Origin of the sequence: Methanobrevibacter sp. YE315 (genome assembly GCF_001548675.1) — an archaeon.
Lineage (GTDB): Archaea > Methanobacteriota > Methanobacteria > Methanobacteriales > Methanobacteriaceae > Methanocatella.
This window is the reverse complement of record NZ_CP010834.1, coordinates 864,143-879,531: the sequence shown is the minus strand read 5'-3', so window position 1 is coordinate 879,531 and position 15,389 is coordinate 864,143. Positions and strand designations below refer to the sequence as shown.

Annotated in this window: 14 protein-coding genes; 7 read left to right on the top strand and 7 right to left on the bottom strand. The window is 33.9% G+C overall.

Annotation, left to right across the window (positions count from 1 at the left end):
- Positions 1–237: 237 nt before the first annotated feature.
- A complete protein-coding gene (locus tag TL18_RS03810) occupies positions 238–1,152 on the bottom strand; it encodes a ribose-phosphate diphosphokinase (RefSeq protein WP_067041568.1) in 915 nt (304 codons plus the stop codon).
- Positions 1,153–1,242: 90 nt separating this feature from the next.
- Between TL18_RS03810 and TL18_RS03805 the strand changes: the two genes are divergently transcribed.
- A complete protein-coding gene (locus TL18_RS03805; RefSeq protein ID WP_082706476.1) occupies positions 1,243–1,761 on the top strand; it encodes a hypothetical protein in 519 nt (172 codons plus the stop codon).
- A gap of 16 nt (positions 1,762–1,777) precedes the next feature.
- Here the strand turns inward: TL18_RS03805 and TL18_RS03800 are convergent, their stop codons facing one another.
- Both TL18_RS03800 and TL18_RS03795 read right to left on the bottom strand, forming a co-directional pair.
- Complete coding sequence (locus tag TL18_RS03800; protein ID WP_067041562.1) at positions 1,778–2,149, bottom strand: zinc ribbon domain-containing protein; 372 nt, start codon at positions 2,147–2,149, stop codon at positions 1,778–1,780.
- Between the two features lie 19 nt (positions 2,150–2,168).
- Positions 2,169–2,687 (bottom strand): GNAT family N-acetyltransferase, encoded by a 519-nt coding sequence (locus tag TL18_RS03795; RefSeq protein WP_067041559.1) that lies wholly within the window; start codon positions 2,685–2,687, stop codon positions 2,169–2,171.
- Positions 2,688–2,771: 84 nt separating this feature from the next.
- Between TL18_RS03795 and TL18_RS03790 the strand changes: the two genes are divergently transcribed.
- The gene (locus tag TL18_RS03790) at positions 2,772–3,674 is read left to right on the top strand and encodes an ADP-ribosylglycohydrolase family protein (RefSeq protein WP_067041556.1); all 903 of its coding nucleotides are present in this window, start codon (positions 2,772–2,774) and stop codon (positions 3,672–3,674) included.
- On the top strand, positions 3,664–4,146 hold the full coding sequence (locus TL18_RS03785) for a hypothetical protein (RefSeq protein WP_067041553.1): 483 nt from the start codon (positions 3,664–3,666) through the stop codon (positions 4,144–4,146). The genes TL18_RS03790 and TL18_RS03785 overlap by 11 nt, the downstream gene beginning before the upstream one ends.
- On the opposite strand, the gene TL18_RS03780 is transcribed toward TL18_RS03785, so the two are convergent.
- Together TL18_RS03780 and lonB are read right to left on the bottom strand one after the other, a co-directional pair.
- Complete coding sequence (locus TL18_RS03780; protein ID WP_067041550.1) at positions 4,136–5,560, bottom strand: Mur ligase family protein; 1,425 nt, start codon at positions 5,558–5,560, stop codon at positions 4,136–4,138. The genes TL18_RS03785 and TL18_RS03780 overlap by 11 nt on opposite strands.
- 83 nt (positions 5,561–5,643) lie before the next feature.
- Entirely contained in the window at positions 5,644–7,524 is a 1,881-nt protein-coding gene (lonB, locus tag TL18_RS03775) for an ATP-dependent protease LonB (protein ID WP_231483701.1), read from the bottom strand.
- Positions 7,525–8,137: 613 nt separating this feature from the next.
- Here lonB and cobQ point away from each other — a divergent pair.
- Entirely contained in the window at positions 8,138–9,664 is a 1,527-nt protein-coding gene (cobQ, locus tag TL18_RS03770) for a cobyric acid synthase CobQ (RefSeq protein ID WP_067041544.1), read from the top strand.
- On the opposite strand, the gene TL18_RS03765 is transcribed toward cobQ, so the two are convergent.
- Positions 9,639–10,382, bottom strand: a complete 744-nt coding sequence (locus TL18_RS03765) for a class I SAM-dependent methyltransferase (protein ID WP_067041542.1) — start codon at positions 10,380–10,382, stop codon at positions 9,639–9,641. The two genes, cobQ and TL18_RS03765, sit on opposite strands and share 26 nt — an antisense overlap.
- A gap of 76 nt (positions 10,383–10,458) precedes the next feature.
- Between TL18_RS03765 and TL18_RS03760 the strand changes: the two genes are divergently transcribed.
- The 3 genes from TL18_RS03760 (at position 10,459) to TL18_RS03750 (ending at position 14,395) form a co-directional block, all read left to right on the top strand.
- Positions 10,459–10,701 carry a hypothetical protein gene (locus tag TL18_RS03760; RefSeq protein WP_067041539.1) on the top strand — a complete coding sequence of 81 codons (243 nt, stop codon included), beginning with the start codon at positions 10,459–10,461 and terminating at the stop codon, positions 10,699–10,701.
- Between the two features lie 332 nt (positions 10,702–11,033).
- A complete protein-coding gene (locus TL18_RS03755; RefSeq protein ID WP_067041537.1) occupies positions 11,034–11,813 on the top strand; it encodes a class I SAM-dependent methyltransferase in 780 nt (259 codons plus the stop codon).
- 392 nt (positions 11,814–12,205) lie between these two features.
- Entirely contained in the window at positions 12,206–14,395 is a 2,190-nt protein-coding gene (locus TL18_RS03750; RefSeq protein WP_067041534.1) for a hypothetical protein, read from the top strand.
- Positions 14,396–14,591: 196 nt separating this feature from the next.
- Here TL18_RS03750 and TL18_RS03745 read toward each other — a convergent pair whose 3' ends face one another.
- Entirely contained in the window at positions 14,592–15,389 is a 798-nt protein-coding gene (locus tag TL18_RS03745) for a class I SAM-dependent methyltransferase (RefSeq protein ID WP_067041531.1), read from the bottom strand.

Genomic DNA, 15,389 nt, shown 5'->3' with positions numbered 1-15,389 from the left:
TTTTGGGTTATTTTTATGATTTTTGACTTGCCAAGCTTAGCTGAAGACGCAATTATATTTCAAATCACTAGTGATATGACAATACACTGATGAAGAAAATACCTTTCAGTAATTCTAAAAATAGTTAAATTTAGATATGTTTGAATAATCTAAATTGGGAAAAATGTTGAACATCCCCGGCTTAAATAAGCCGAAGAATTCATGCAATATATTAAAATACGTAGTTTTGAGCAATAATTAATCTCTTAATGCATCTGCAATGCTTTTAGCAATAGATACACGTGAAGTATCTGAAGATAAACTGTTAGTACCTATAATCTTGTTTGCACCGGCCGCATAAATTCTAGTAGCTCCATTATTGGTTAAAATCGGATGTACACAGCATACATCAACTGATGAAGCGCCGTATTGTTTTAGAATATTGATTGCATTGACAATGGTTCCGCCGGTAGCTATGATATCATCAATGATAACTGCATGCATGCCTTTTACAGAGTCAACGTTGACAGTATTTTCACTTTCACTATCGCATCTGACATCAACTATTTTGGTTTCAACCTTGTCAGGCCCTAAACGTACTTTTGTCAGATAAGTGCAGTCGCAATCGAGAATATCGGAAATTTCCTGTGCAAAACCATATGCACCTTTATCCGGAGCGATAATTAAAGGTTTTTCATCTGTTTTTCTGAAATATTTCTTGTCCAAGTATTCCGCAATAGCAGGCATTGCTGAGATATTTCTTGCAGGAATATCAAAGAAATCCAGAACGCACTCTTCATGTATATTGAATGTAATGAATTCATCAGCACCAGCGGCCTGGATTAGATTACAGATGATTTTAGCTGAAATTGTCTCACCTGGATTGAAACGTTTTTCCTGTCTTGCATATCCCATGTAAGGAACTACTGCCCTGACTTTTTTAGCGCCCAAATCCTTAAGATTGGAAATTATGAACAATAATTCCATCAGGTTCTCGTCCTGAGGATATCCTGTTGACTGAATAACAGTAACTTCGTCTGCAATTTGACCATCGATTCTTAAATATCTTTCTCCATCTGGAAATTTCTTAGTTTCAACGTAACATAATTCTTCTCCAAGTTCACGTGCCACATGAGCAGCCAAATCTTGTGAAGATGAACCACCAATAATCACAATATCACCAAAATATTTATGATATAATATATGTTCATGATAATTAAAAAAGTTAAGTATTAATATTTGAACGACCAAAAAAACGAAATTATGAAAACCGGAAAAATGATATTGACCGCAATTATTTTAATCATTATTGCTCTTTTATTATTTACAATAACAAGCCCTATTTTAATTATTGCTGAAGATACTGATGAAGGAGACCCCGGCATTGATATGGCCGCATCATTTACCCCCTTAGGTGGTTTTGATTGGGTTTACCCGGGAAATTCCGTAAACGAATATGGTCAGACATTGCATAATATCCACCTGGACAGCCCTGACAATCCTTATGGTGCCGCACGTGACATCATGACATACACATATCATTATACACCCCATTTGATCGTTAGCGTGAACAATGAGGCTGCAGAATCAATTTTCGGCACAAACATCGTCGACAACATTCGTGCAAATGATGCATATAACGGCTATCCAGGCAATGAAAATGCTCAAGGAACAATGTCCAGGGGAGATGCAGTTGGAACAGCAATGGCAAACAGTGAAATAAATGCTTTTGAAATTCCACTACAAGTTTTAATGGGAAATATTAAATTTCACATCGTATAATTTCCCTATTCCTTTTTTAATGCAACAATACGTAAAATGAAAGAGCCACACCAACGAAAGATATAGCCATCATGATTAGACCATGTCTCCTAAGTGTTGGATGCTTTGACTGAACTAAATAAAACGGCATGAAAAATCCGAAAAATGTAAATGTGGCAAATATGGTGTTTTTAGAAATAAGCCCTACAACAAATCCGCTCCAGGATAAAAAGATTGTTACAATATACGCTGCTATAACGGCCTTTTTGTTTAATGGAGGAAGCTGATGGGAATTGTAGACATAAACCTGTTTTGGTCTTGCTCCCTCTATGAGTGGTGTTCCGCATTTTGCGCAATAGTCATAGTAATCCTGATTTTCAAAACTGCAGTTTTTACAAATTCTTGTCATTAATTAAAATTAATATTTTTTAATATAAATTATTTTTCAGTTTCACAGCTATTTCAAAAAAAGCTTCTCCTTTATAATTGACATTATTGAGCTTGGTATAATATTCAAATCCCAATTTTTCCAGAACTCTTCCTGACTGTTTGTTTTCATACCTATATGAAGCATAAATTTCATTGATTTTCAAATCTCTGAATGCTCTTTCAATTAAGGCTTCAGATGCCTCTGCAGCATAGCCATTTCCCCAGTACTCCTCAGCTATCCAATAGCCAAGTTCGGCCGAGTCATCACCCCAATAATGATTGCAATCAGGATGAAACAATAAACCGACACAACCGATTGGAATATCATCCTTGACAACGGCATAAGTTTCCTTTTTAGAAAAAACAGTTTTGATGATATTTAAACTATCCTCTACACTTTCATGAGGTGGCCAACCTGCAATAGGACCTATATTTGGGTTTTTTGCAAAATGATATAGGCATTCAGCATCCGCCTCATCCCATGGTCTTAAAGTGAGATTTTCAGTTTTCAAAATCATGAATTAAAGTTTGATTTCAAATGATATAAAAATTTTCACCTAAAATAAACACAATTAATTACTCCAAAAAACATATATAATATCATGAAGGTTAAAGACGGAATTTGCGGTTTTGTAATTGGAGATGCTTTAGGCGTGCCTGTTGAATTTACAAGAAAAGAGGAACTTGATAAAGACCCTGTTACAGGTATGAGAGAATACGGTACCTATAACCAACCTGCAGGAACATGGTCTGACGACACTTCCATGACACTAGCTACAATGGAAAGTATAGTTAATAAAAAAGCCATTGACTATGATGATATGATGGGGGAGTTTTTGGAATGGTACCTTAATGACAAGTACACACAAAATGGTCTATTCGATATCGGAATTACAACAAGCAGTGCATTGGAAAATTATCATTATCACGACACTCCAGCTTTAGAATCCGGACTCAGCGGTGAACGTGACAACGGAAACGGTTCTTTAATGAGGATTTTGCCGCTGGCCTACATGAAAAATATTGATTATGAAACAATTGAAAAAGTTTCGGCTTTAACACATGCACATGAAAGATCCAGAATTGCCTGTGTGTTATATGTTGAAATAGCCAAATCCATTCTTGAAAACGATTTGGAAATTCAAGAGCATATTGCAAACTCCTGTGAAAAGATAAAAGAATATTATAAAGATTCTTCTGAACTAGAGCATTTTGAAAGAATCTTCAATGATGATTTGGACTATGTGGAAAGCAGCGGCTATGTCATTAAAACATTGGAATGTGTCATACACTGTATGCAGACAACCTCAAATTACAGGGATGCAGTTCTAAAGGCGGTCAATTTAGGCAGGGACACAGATACTGTAGGTGCCATCTGCGGAGGATTGGCAGGAATTTATTATGGATATGATGAAATTCCTATAGATTGGCTTAATAAAATTTATAAACTTGAAGAGGTACTTGATTTATGTGAAAAGTACGAGGCGTTTTGTGATGAATCTTAGTGAAACTATCAAAAATATTAGGGCTTCCTGCAATAATTATGTAGACCCTGATCTGCTTGCTTTTCTCATTGATGACGACAACTACATGGGAACCAACAATATCCTGGAAATTGAAGGATATGGCATTGAAGACAGCGACGGCTATGATGAAAGGCTTTTAAAGATTCATGAAAAAGAGAACATATTCCTGCCAATTGGAATGATAACCTTCATGCCAATAATAAATGAATGCGACATATTCTCTACTGAAGACTATAATCTTCAGCTCTCACAGGAAGAATTTGATGAATACTGTGACAATGAAGAAAAGCTATTCGGAATTCTAATAAAAAAAGATTCAGACGAATTCCTGATAGGCAAAACAGATGTCTGCAGCTGCAGCATTGACGCTTCATTTGAAGAATTCAGAAAAACAGATTGCAAATTCTATAAAAAAATTAAGGAAATAATTGATAGCAAAATTATCTATTAATTATATTCCTTTTGATATTTTCCCACATTGCCTGCTCTTCACCGCAGCCAGTCATTATAACATTTTTATAATCGGATTCCAAAGCCAATTCAGTTAATTTAGCTATTCTTTTATCCATTTCCTCATAACTTAGCGGATAAAATTCTGCAGTTTCAAAATCCTTTTTGATAATGTTGTAATACTCTTCAGCTTTTTTTATAGACTGCCTTCCAGGAACAACAATAACATGGTCAGGATTCATGCTTTTTATAACCTTAAAGTGATCGTTGAAGATATCCTCCTCATTTTCATCAGGAGTTGTGTAAATGAATTCCAATGAATCCTTAGCATATTGTTTCATGAATAATGCATTGATTTTGATTGCATCACCGTTATCACCTTGTCCGAGTCCAATATGCTTGTCTCCAACCTTTACAACTTCAAACCTTCCAGGAGGAATGAATGACATGTCCAAATTGTTGAATACCTTTTTAATAGTGGATTCTATATTCTCTATTTTTGGAGTGAATGAGGCGTAAGCTGTAATTGATGCCAAAGTATTGTAAATGTTATGGAAACCGAATGGTGGAACTGTTATTTCCACATTAAAGGACACATCACAACTGCAGGTATAATTATACAAATCCCCTTCAATTGTCAGAGTCCATGATGAATCGCCAAATACGGCATTGGTTAATTTTACATTAGGTTCAGGGCGTTTAAAACCACAGGAACAACTATAGATTCCCCTATGATTTAAGAATCTTTTTTCATAACTTAATGTTGCCCCACAATTAAGGCATTCAATATCCTCTTCATCAAATATGTCTACAATATCATCAATAGCTATTCCATAGTAATTTACATCAATGTCCTGTTCCTTAAGATATCCGATATAGGCAGTGCGAGGATCATCTGCATTTGTAACGACAATACCTCTTGTCATGCCCTCAGACAATAATAATTTAGCCTTGAAATAATCCTTAAACGGATTTTTAACACCTGCCACCTGAGTGTGTTCCTGTGAAATGGTTGTATAAACCACCCCTACAGGGTCCACAACCCTCTGAACGGTGTCCGGGATTCCATATTTGATGTTACGAATACCATATTCAAACACTCCCAAATCCCCTTTTTGATTGATGAACGCAGTAGCTATAGCATTAATAGTGTTACTTTCAAAACTACTTCTAATTTGAGTGTCATTAGATAATAAGTCAATTAAAAGAGTTGTAGTTGTTGTTTTTCCATTAGTTCCTGTAAGTATAATAGAGCCATTTTTTAATTCTTTAGACAAATCTGAAATTGCCTCGATACCTGCAACCTTTGAAAATATTATACCTGGAAAACTTTTACCGCTTCCAGAACCGAATCTGGCAAAGGGTCCGCCAACTTTAGCCAAAAATTTCCCAACACTTGTTTTTACATTACTCATAAGTTAAATTATAAACTAGAAAATATATAAAAATTTTGTTAAAAATAAGAAAAAGAGAGTGAATTAAAAAATTTAACTCACATTTAATTGGTTGTTGGATTATTTATTGATGTTTGTGGAACTTTTTCTGCAACTTTGCTGCTGATGTTTTTCATTTTTTCAATAAGATTGTCCTTACGTGAACCGCTAATTAAAATGTTTTCCAAAACATCACTTAAAGTTTCAGTTGGAATGATTTCAATCATGTCTTCGTATTTCTTCTCAATCATAACATCCTTAAGGTTAGATTTTGGAATCAATACTTTTTTCATTCCAGCTTCTGCAGCCGCTTCGATTTTAGCGGTAGCTCCGCCAATAGGCATTACATCACCACGAACATTTAAAGAACCGGTTAATGCAATAGTTTGGTCTATCGGAATTTCTTCAATTGCTGAAATAACCGCAGTCGCAATACTTACACTAGCTGAGTCCCCTTCAACACCATCATATGTCTGGATAAACTGAACGTGAATATCATAGTCGGAAATGTCCTTGTTAGTGTATTTTTTAATTAATGCACTTACGTTTTGAACTGATTCCTGAGCTATTTCACCCAATTTACCTGTAGCAATAATTTGACCACCAGTCTTGGACTGGGTAGGTGCGGCTTCTGCTGCGATTGGAGATACAATACCACTTCTGTCACCGATTACTGCAAGACCATTGATAAGACCAATCCTTCCGCCTTCAGCTGAAACCATACTGTAGTCTTTTCTTTGCATGATTGATCTGTCAGCTATTTGCTGTTCTAATGTTCTTGCGAATTTTTTAGCTTCAAACACATGTTCTGCAGTTACTAAATTATCGCCTTTTTCAATAGCTACATCTCCGGCAGATCTGACTAATCCACCTAAATCTCTGAGCCTTAAAGTCAATGCATTTTGCTTTCCGGATCTTCTTTTTGCTTCCATGATTATTTCATCCAATGCATCTGGAGCGAAGTGAGGAATCCTTCCATCGTTTTTAACTTCCTGAGCTACAAATTGGACTAGTTTTTCTCTGTTTTCAGTTGTATCTTCCATATAATCTTTCATGAATACTTCATAACCGTATCCTCGGATTCTGGATCTCATTGCAATGTGCATGCCTTCCAATACCTGAAGGTTACCTGATGCAACCAATACGAAATCACATGGGACTGCCTGTGACCTTACCATTGCCCCACTGGAATTTTCGCTTTGACCGGTAATTGAATATTGCTTCTCCTGCATTGCTGATAATAGCTCCTGTTGGGTTTTCATTGACATTGTACCTATTTCGTCAATGTATAAAACTCCCTTATTGGCTTTATGAATCATTCCTGCTTCAACACGTTCATGTGCAGGAGTTCCAAGACCCCCTGATTGATATGGGTCGTGACGTACATCACCTAAAAGTGCACCGGCATGAGCTCCAGTCGCATCCATGAATGGTGCAAATCTAGATTCTTGATTATTTACTAATAATTTTGGAGACATATTATTAGCTTTTGGCTTAATTTGAATAGATATAAGTAAAATTAAAGCTGCTGCTATAATAGATTCTAATAATCTACCATACATGAATCCAATCACCAATATTCCGCAAATTGCAAACATTGTAATGATTGTTTTTCTTTCCTCATGACCTTTAGCAGATCCTTTTGTTGCCTTAACAATTTTTTTACCTTCACCTGCAGGCACAGTTCTTATCAGAGGATGATTGTTGTCCTCCATATTCGGATATACTAATATGTCTTGTAAGGTTTCATGAGGTAAAATTTGAGCCATACCTTTAGCAAGCATTGATTTTCCGACACCCGGATCACCAATTAACAAAACATTCCTTCTTTGTTTTGCTGCTTTTTTAATTGTTTCGATGGACTCTTCATGTCCTATAACCTGATCAATTAATAAAGGTGGAACTTCAATATCTTGTGAGCTTTTAATATTATTATAATCTAACATTGGCTGAGTCTCTTCATTTTTGGTTTCGTTCTCAACCACCACTTCTTCAGAAGAATCTTCAATTGATTCTTGTTCTTCAAATTTCATAAACAAACCTCACATAATCTAAATACATTCATCATTAAAAAGATAAGTTCTAAATACTATTTAAATATTATTTAAATCCACAAGATATAAAAAGTTTTCTATTTTAGTAAATTAAGGTTACTAAAATAATGTTAAAATTGACTTGAATGGCAAAATTGGAAAAAATCAGCAATATCGATATATCCTTGATTATATATCAAATAAAATAATAGTCATATTTTCAAGTATTTTTAATAAAAAATAAATGGATTTAAGTTCATTTTAAAAAATAAAAATTATAAACTAATAATAGACAATATTATATACTAAAATTAACATATATACCACTACAATATTAAATTATCAATGTTTATATATTGTTAATCGAGTTTGAAAGTATGGAATATATCACTTTCAATCAGTTTTTATATTCAAATAGTATTAGATATTAAATTGAAACCCCCGATATATAACAATCCATACTTCAAATAAGATTAATTAAATCTCATTTTAAATTATTTATAACATTAATTCAATATATCTTAACATGACTAAATGTATCATGGTTCAAGGAACCTCATCAAATGCCGGGAAAAGCATGCTTGTAGCAGCTTTATGTAGAATATATAAAAATAGGGGATATAATGTAGCTCCTTTTAAATCACAGAATATGTCCCTAAACTCCTATACAACCAAAGAAGATGGTGAAATAGGTATCGCCCAAATGCTGCAAGCAGAAGCGGCAATGATTGAACCGAGCATACACATGAATCCTATTTTGCTAAAACCAAAAGGAGATTTTACCTCCAATGTAATCATTCAAGGAAAATCAATTGGAGACATGAATTTCTATGACTACCAGCACAAATACCATGATACCGCTTTAAATGCCATAAAAGAAAGTTTTGGTATTCTATCTGAGAAATATGATATCATAATTATTGAAGGGGCAGGTTCTCCGGCCGAAATCAATATGAGAAAACAGGACATAGCAAATATGGAAATAGCGCATCTTGCTGATGCAAATGTAATCCTGATAGCTGATATTGAAATGGGAGGAGTTTTTGCAGCAATTGCAGGAACATACGTTCTGCTTGATGACTATGACCGATCCCGTTTAAAGGCAACTGTCATAAACAAGTTCAGAGGCAATCTGGATATACTGAAACCTGGACTTGACAGAATCGAAGAAATTACCGGCGAACCAGTATTGGGAGTCCTTCCTTATGATGAGACCTTAAAACTGCCCGAAGAGGATTCCGCTTCATTGACCACACATGAATTTGCAGAAAACAAGGACATCACAATAGGAGTCATCAGGCTTCCTAAAATAGCTAACTTCACAGATATCGATCCGTTTGAGTACGAAGAGGATGTCGGGCTTAAGATGATTGGCGTGAATGATGATATTGGTGATGTCGATGCCATTTTGATTCCAGGAACCCGTAATTCAACAGAAGACACCTATGCGCTTAATGAAAGCGGGCTTGCTCAAAAAATCATTGAAAAGTCAAATGAAATTCCTATTGTTGGAATTTGTGGTGGCCTGCAGATTTTAGGAAATATCATTTACGATGAAGAAAAACGCGAATCAAAGCATGGTACCATTGAAGGTCTTGGACTGTTAGATATCGAATCCAACTTTTCAAGAGCTGACAAGATAGTTACACAATCCGAAGCTACAATTCCTCATGAAATTGAAGGGCTTGCAGGCGAAATCTTTAAGAATATCGCAGGCGAGACCGTAACCGGTTATGAAATTCATGAAGGTACAACTGACCTTTTGACCGCATCTGCATTATTGAATGTTAAAAAAGGCCAAGGAAATAATGATGACGGACTAATTGATGGAGCTTCATCAGGAAACGTATTTGGAACATATTTCCACGGAATATTCCATAATTATAATTTCAGAAGAGAATTCCTTAATTATTTAAGAGTTAAAAAAGGTCTTGAAGCGAAATATGGTGAAGATCCATACGAAACCCAAAAAGATTACTCTTTAAATAGATTGGCTGAAATAGTTGAACAGCACTTGGATATGGACATCATTGACGAGTTGCTTTTCTCATGATATAAAATACGTAACTATAATCCCCGCTATTCTGCCTATAAATCTTTATTTCTTTTTTCAATTGATTTACAAATTCTTTTGCTGATTTATCTGAGCTTAGGGAATTCAGATTCCTTTCAAGTTTTTTGTGATACTCGCTCCAGTCCTCTTTAGGAACAATAACATAATCAACAAATTCATATCCCTCATCTTTTATCTGTGCAATCTTATTTTCAATCGTGTCTATTTCCTCATATGTTTCTTTCCAGAATTTTCTGCTTTCAGATGATGGTTTTCCAATCCATGAAACGTCAGACACTATCAAGAATCCTTCATTTTTAAGCAGTCTTTTCCAATCATGCAAAGCTTTTTTAAATCCCATAATTTCCACTGCGGCTTCGCAAAATACGATGTCAAACTCTTCGTTTGCAAAATCAGGATCATTCATATCCATCTGATATGTAAATACCCTATCCTCCAGATTATTTTCAGATATCTTTTCATCCAAAACTGCCAGATAATGTTTGAATAAGTCGATTGCTTCAACTGTGGCATTTTCAAAGTAATTTGCAAGCAGGATTGTAGATGAACCAACACCACATGCAATGTCAAGAATATTTAAATCTTCTGGATGGATTATATTGACTTTGCCAATTGCTTTTAAAGTTGTATCGTCACTGCCTGGGGATAATCTATCCAAATCTTTATATGCAAGATAAAAATATAAGGGTATTTCCATAATCTTAAATTTAAACCGCATTATTTAAAAATGTTAACTAACATAATAATTAATATCATTTAATTGGAGATTAATTATGATTGTAAATGTAAAAGCAACTAACAAAATTAGTGGTGACGTAACTTCATACAAATTAGAAGGTAACAAAGATGAAGGTTTCTTATATGAAGGAACCCACATGCAAGAAGTAGCAGACAATGTTATTAGAGAAATTAACAACAACTTAATTTTACTTGGTTCCCCTATTTACACCATTCAACCTGGTGAAAGTGCTGCTATTGAAGCTAAAACCTTTGATATCGAAATTAACGCTGAATAATTCAGCTACTTCTTTTTTTATTTTTATAATTCTTTTTTGTTTATTATCAATATAACTGGACTTTCCAACCCAGTTTACCTTTTTATCATCAATATTGCCAATTAAAAGTTGATAATCTTGATTTTGAAGCTTTAACTTCCTTTAATCGACATAATATTTGAATTTAGATGTCAGTATTGGAATTGTCAGCTACTTTAAGTATAATTTCAAAAAACGGCATTTTAAATATGACTATTCTGAAAAGGATTTTAAAAATTTAGGCATGCCTAAAAATTTATATAGTATCCCATACAATAATTATATGAATTAAACTTATCAATGGAGAACTACTTATGAATTTAGAAGGCGTAGAAAAAACAATGCTTTTGACATTGTTTGCTAAAGCAAGACATTCACAACAGAAAAATCATAAATTCTATGATTCAAAAGCAATAGAAGTCATATCTAAAATTGATTATGATTTCAGCATAGCTGAAAAGGATAAATTTATGCAACTTGGTACAATTTCAAGAACAATTGTATTAGATGAAATGGTTGGAGACTATATAAATGCCCACCCAGAATGTACAATTGTCAATATTGCATCAGGGATGGATACACGTTTTAACAGACTTGATAACGGTAAAATCAATTGGTACAATGTGGATTTAGAAAATTCAGCAAATTATAGGTTGAAATATATTGAAGATACAGACAGGGTTACAACACTTGCGTATTCGGCAATGGATCCTGGATGGGCTCAGGAAATCTCAATAAGAAATGATGTTTTATTCATCGTTGAAGGATTGACAATGTATCTAAATGAGAAAGATGTAGTAGACATCATTAATGTTATAGATTCAAATTTTGACAAATGTACAATCTATATGGAGATAATGCCTCCGATTTCCGTTAAAAACACAAAGGAAGAATCAATAGAAGATACAGACTCCAAATTCATATGGGGTGTCGAAAAAGGACATGAATTAACAAAGTTCAATAATAACTTTAGATGGATAAAGGATGTTAATCTCTTTGATGGCGTTAATGTTTATAAGCCCCATTATAAGATAGTCACTTGGCTTCCGTTGTTAAGAAAAAGAATGGATTATATTGCCGTTCTTGAAAAATAGAAAGCACTTTTTAAAAGTACCTCCACAGGTACTTTTTTAAAAAGCAAATTATGATTCACCACTAAAGATTAATGTTGAATAAGCAATCTATAAAAAAAAAATAGAAATTTTGATCAACAAACCAGAAAAAATCACCGAACCGATCTAAATATGTCATTTGAAAAGACTTATGATTGGATTACCATCAACCCAAATAATTTTTAATTCTACTTATGATTTTCCTTTAATAATAGGACATTAAAACCAAATTATTATCACCAAACTAATGCAAGCAATCACTTACTTGCGGAAAATATTATATACTATAAATAGGATAGAAAAAATTGTAGAATAAAAGAAATCCCTATTTAGAGGTGATAAAACTGAAAACGAAAAAGTATTTGTTTTTTATAATGTTATTCCTATGCATATTAATAGGAACGTCTTGCGTTTCAGCAAGCGATGTAGACACTATGCCGTTGAATGAACCAACACACATTAACCACACCCTGACTGACGAAACACCATTGCCCGGAAATTTTGACGACTTAAACAATGATATTCAAAATCTCCAGCCCGGAGACACATACGATTTTGACAAAGACTATTATTTTGATGGTAACGGAAAACATATAATAATCGATGAGAATGTAATCATAATCGACAAAGATAACATCACCATCAATGGTAATGGACACATCATAGATGCAGGAGAATATTTCTATGCAATATTTAAAGTAACAGGAAACAATGTTAAACTATTAAACCTGACAATCATCAACTCCAAACCAATCGGAATAAATATACCTGATAACTCTCCAATGGACGACTCAAAATACCGAAAAACATATCATGATGTTTTAAGCCCCATTAGCTGGAATGGTGATTATGGAATTATTTCAGACTGTACATTCATAAATAATGAAGCGATTAACGGTGGAGCAGTTAGCTGGAGTGGAAATAATGGCATTATCAATAACTGCATATTCATAAATAATACTGCACGGGGAATTGGTGGTGCAATTTATATAGGTGGCGCGGATAATACAATTAGCCATTCCTTTTTTATAAACAGCTTCAGCCAATTATCTCACGAAGCAATTTACATTGACCGCAACAAGAAAAATCTAAACCTCACAGAATGTGTATTCGAAGAGGGAGGTAAATACATTATTGATGGATCAGTAACCAATATTGATGTAAATTACCTAAGATATGATTTTAGTTCCTACCTAATCGATAAAAAATTCAATCTGGCTCATGTAATGTATTCCGCAATAATGAACAGCGGCCTTAATTATCTGGATAACGACATTGTATATTATATCATTTACGATAACGAAACCTGCACTTTTTCATTATCAATGATAAGATATTTCGAGGAATATGGAATTACCTACAGAAAAGATTACAATTTCAAAAACATTACAGAATTAAATGAAATTTTCAATTTAATGCGTGAGGGGAATTTTCGCAATGATTTAACACTTATGTTGAATAAAACCGTCAGCAGTACAGCAGATTATAATGCTTTAATAAAAAGCCATATATTAGAAATTTCATTCGCCTTTGAAGAAAGGTCTTGCCCTGATTTTGAGGGATACTTACCTTTAGAAAATTTATTGTATGTACTTAATGTAATTTTTACAAGTAATGTATCCATCAGATGCACAGACCCATGGCAAATATCATTTTCCCAATTTAACATGATAATCATTAATGGTCATCAGTCAACAATCTACGGCACATATGATGAAAGTGATGAATATCACTGGCTCGTAGTAGACCCTTCCTACTCAATTGTCGTATCTAATTTAAATATCGAAGGATATAACACTGCAGTTTATAATATGGGAGGATCATGTACTTTCAACAACGTAATATTCAAAAATAACAGAATGGACTACATCATTACAAGAGACTGGGGTGGAGCAATAATCAACCTAGGATCCATGACTTGCAATAACTGTAGTTTTATCAGTAATTATGCTAAACATGGCGGAGCAATCTTCAACCAGGGAGCATTAGTCTTGAATAACTGTACATTCTCAAATAATAAGGCTTATGGTAAAGGCAATGATGTCTGTGTAGGAGACGGTGGTAAGGTACAATTTAAGGGAATTAACCTTACAGGTGACTGTGGCCCTGTTTATTTTTCCAATGGTTTCAGCATGACAGACATATCACTAATTACAGCATGGTGTATTGGATCAACTATTCTTCTCAGTATTCTTGCAGGAGCCGCTTCAGGAGGAATGCTTATGGCAGCCAGTTTAGGATTGGCAATAGGTGCTATTCACGGTATTCTGGCGGCCAAATTAGTTAGTGACAATGTGTTTAATGTAAACTTTGACACAACAATATTTTCAGCGGTAATAATAGGTGGATCAATTATGGCTGGAATTGCTGCCGAAATTTTCGGTTTTGCATTTTTATCCGAAGCAAATTGCTGTGATTTTTGGTTATTAAGGCACATAGACGGCCCTGATTATATTTTCGTAGATGATGCAAGCTCATTATCTTCAGGTTCAGCGTCTGTTCTCTCAAACTCTGTAACTCTGCTCTCAGATTCAGCATCTGTTATCTCAGCAATGTTACCATGAAAAAGTATTAAGTGCATGCCACTATTGTGCCAAAAAATTAAACAATACTGATGGGATACTAAAGTATCTTCATCAAATTATTTTTTTTAGAATACCTCTTATTGACAAGCTGTTATTGATGGATTTATTAAAACAAATAAGAAATTACATTAATCGCAAAATGGTTGAATGGATATGGCTGATTACAAAAGATTAGTTAAATTTTTAGATGCAAAATCATTGCATTATCCCTTTTATCGGCTATTTTCATTGCAATTTTTGCATATAAACCTAATTTCTTATTTAATATTTTTATAGCATCTTTATAAAAACCTCTACATTCAATCAGCTGACAATTAGCCTTTTTTGAAAATTCATTTGCATCTTCAATATAGAAATACATTAATGCTGACTTATTTCCAGTTCTTTTAACATATAGATTGCAATATTTTATTCCAAATTTGTTTGTTGCATCAAATATCAACTCAGCATTTCTAAAAATTTTTTTAACATTTCCAATGAAATCGAGAATATCCTCCTCATGGAAGTATTGGAACACGCCTGCAACTATCATTAATGTTGGAAGATTGGTGTCTAATTCATCACACCATTCAAGTTTAAACAAATCTCCTTTAATGAACTTTTCATTTTCTGCGACTTCGAAATATTTCTTTCTTAGTTCAATCACTTCAGGTAGGTCAACTTCAAAAAAAAGAGAATTTTTTCTATCAATTCTATAATATGATGTTTCAAGGCCCACACCCAAATTCACAATATTGCATTTATCATGCTTATCAATGAATTTTTGAGCCATTTCATCTAAATTGTAGCTTCTAGCAACATTTGCCAGCATCGTATATTCTGATGATTTATTCTCAATTTGTTTGTTCTTAATCAAATTCTCCATTTCTAAGGCTTTTTCATCGAAAAAATACTCTGGAAATTTTTTAGAGACATATACTCTTCCAGTTAATGGTATGAATAATGTATCTTCCACACCTTCATATTCCTCCAT

Bases quoted from the DNA above. Each gene is read 5' to 3' on its own strand.
- TL18_RS03785 (WP_067041553.1), top strand. From the start codon at position 3,664: ATGAATCTTAGTGAAACTATCAAAAATATTAGGGCTTCCTGCAATAAT.
- cobQ (WP_067041544.1), top strand. From the start codon at position 8,138: ATGACTAAATGTATCATGGTTCAAGGAACCTCATCAAATGCCGGGAAA.
- TL18_RS03805 (WP_082706476.1), top strand. From the start codon at position 1,243: ATGAAAACCGGAAAAATGATATTGACCGCAATTATTTTAATCATTATT.
- lonB (WP_231483701.1), bottom strand. From the start codon at position 7,524: ATGTTAGATTATAATAATATTAAAAGCTCACAAGATATTGAAGTTCCA.
- TL18_RS03790 (WP_067041556.1), top strand. From the start codon at position 2,772: ATGAAGGTTAAAGACGGAATTTGCGGTTTTGTAATTGGAGATGCTTTA.
- TL18_RS03800 (WP_067041562.1), bottom strand. From the start codon at position 2,149: ATGACAAGAATTTGTAAAAACTGCAGTTTTGAAAATCAGGATTACTAT.
- TL18_RS03745 (WP_067041531.1), bottom strand. From the start codon at position 15,389: ATGGAGGAATATGAAGGTGTGGAAGATACATTATTCATACCATTAACT.
- TL18_RS03765 (WP_067041542.1), bottom strand. From the start codon at position 10,382: ATGGAAATACCCTTATATTTTTATCTTGCATATAAAGATTTGGATAGA.
- TL18_RS03750 (WP_067041534.1), top strand. From the start codon at position 12,206: ATGTTATTCCTATGCATATTAATAGGAACGTCTTGCGTTTCAGCAAGC.
- TL18_RS03755 (WP_067041537.1), top strand. From the start codon at position 11,034: ATGAATTTAGAAGGCGTAGAAAAAACAATGCTTTTGACATTGTTTGCT.
- TL18_RS03795 (WP_067041559.1), bottom strand. From the start codon at position 2,687: ATGATTTTGAAAACTGAAAATCTCACTTTAAGACCATGGGATGAGGCG.
- TL18_RS03760 (WP_067041539.1), top strand. From the start codon at position 10,459: ATGATTGTAAATGTAAAAGCAACTAACAAAATTAGTGGTGACGTAACT.
- TL18_RS03780 (WP_067041550.1), bottom strand. From the start codon at position 5,560: ATGAGTAATGTAAAAACAAGTGTTGGGAAATTTTTGGCTAAAGTTGGC.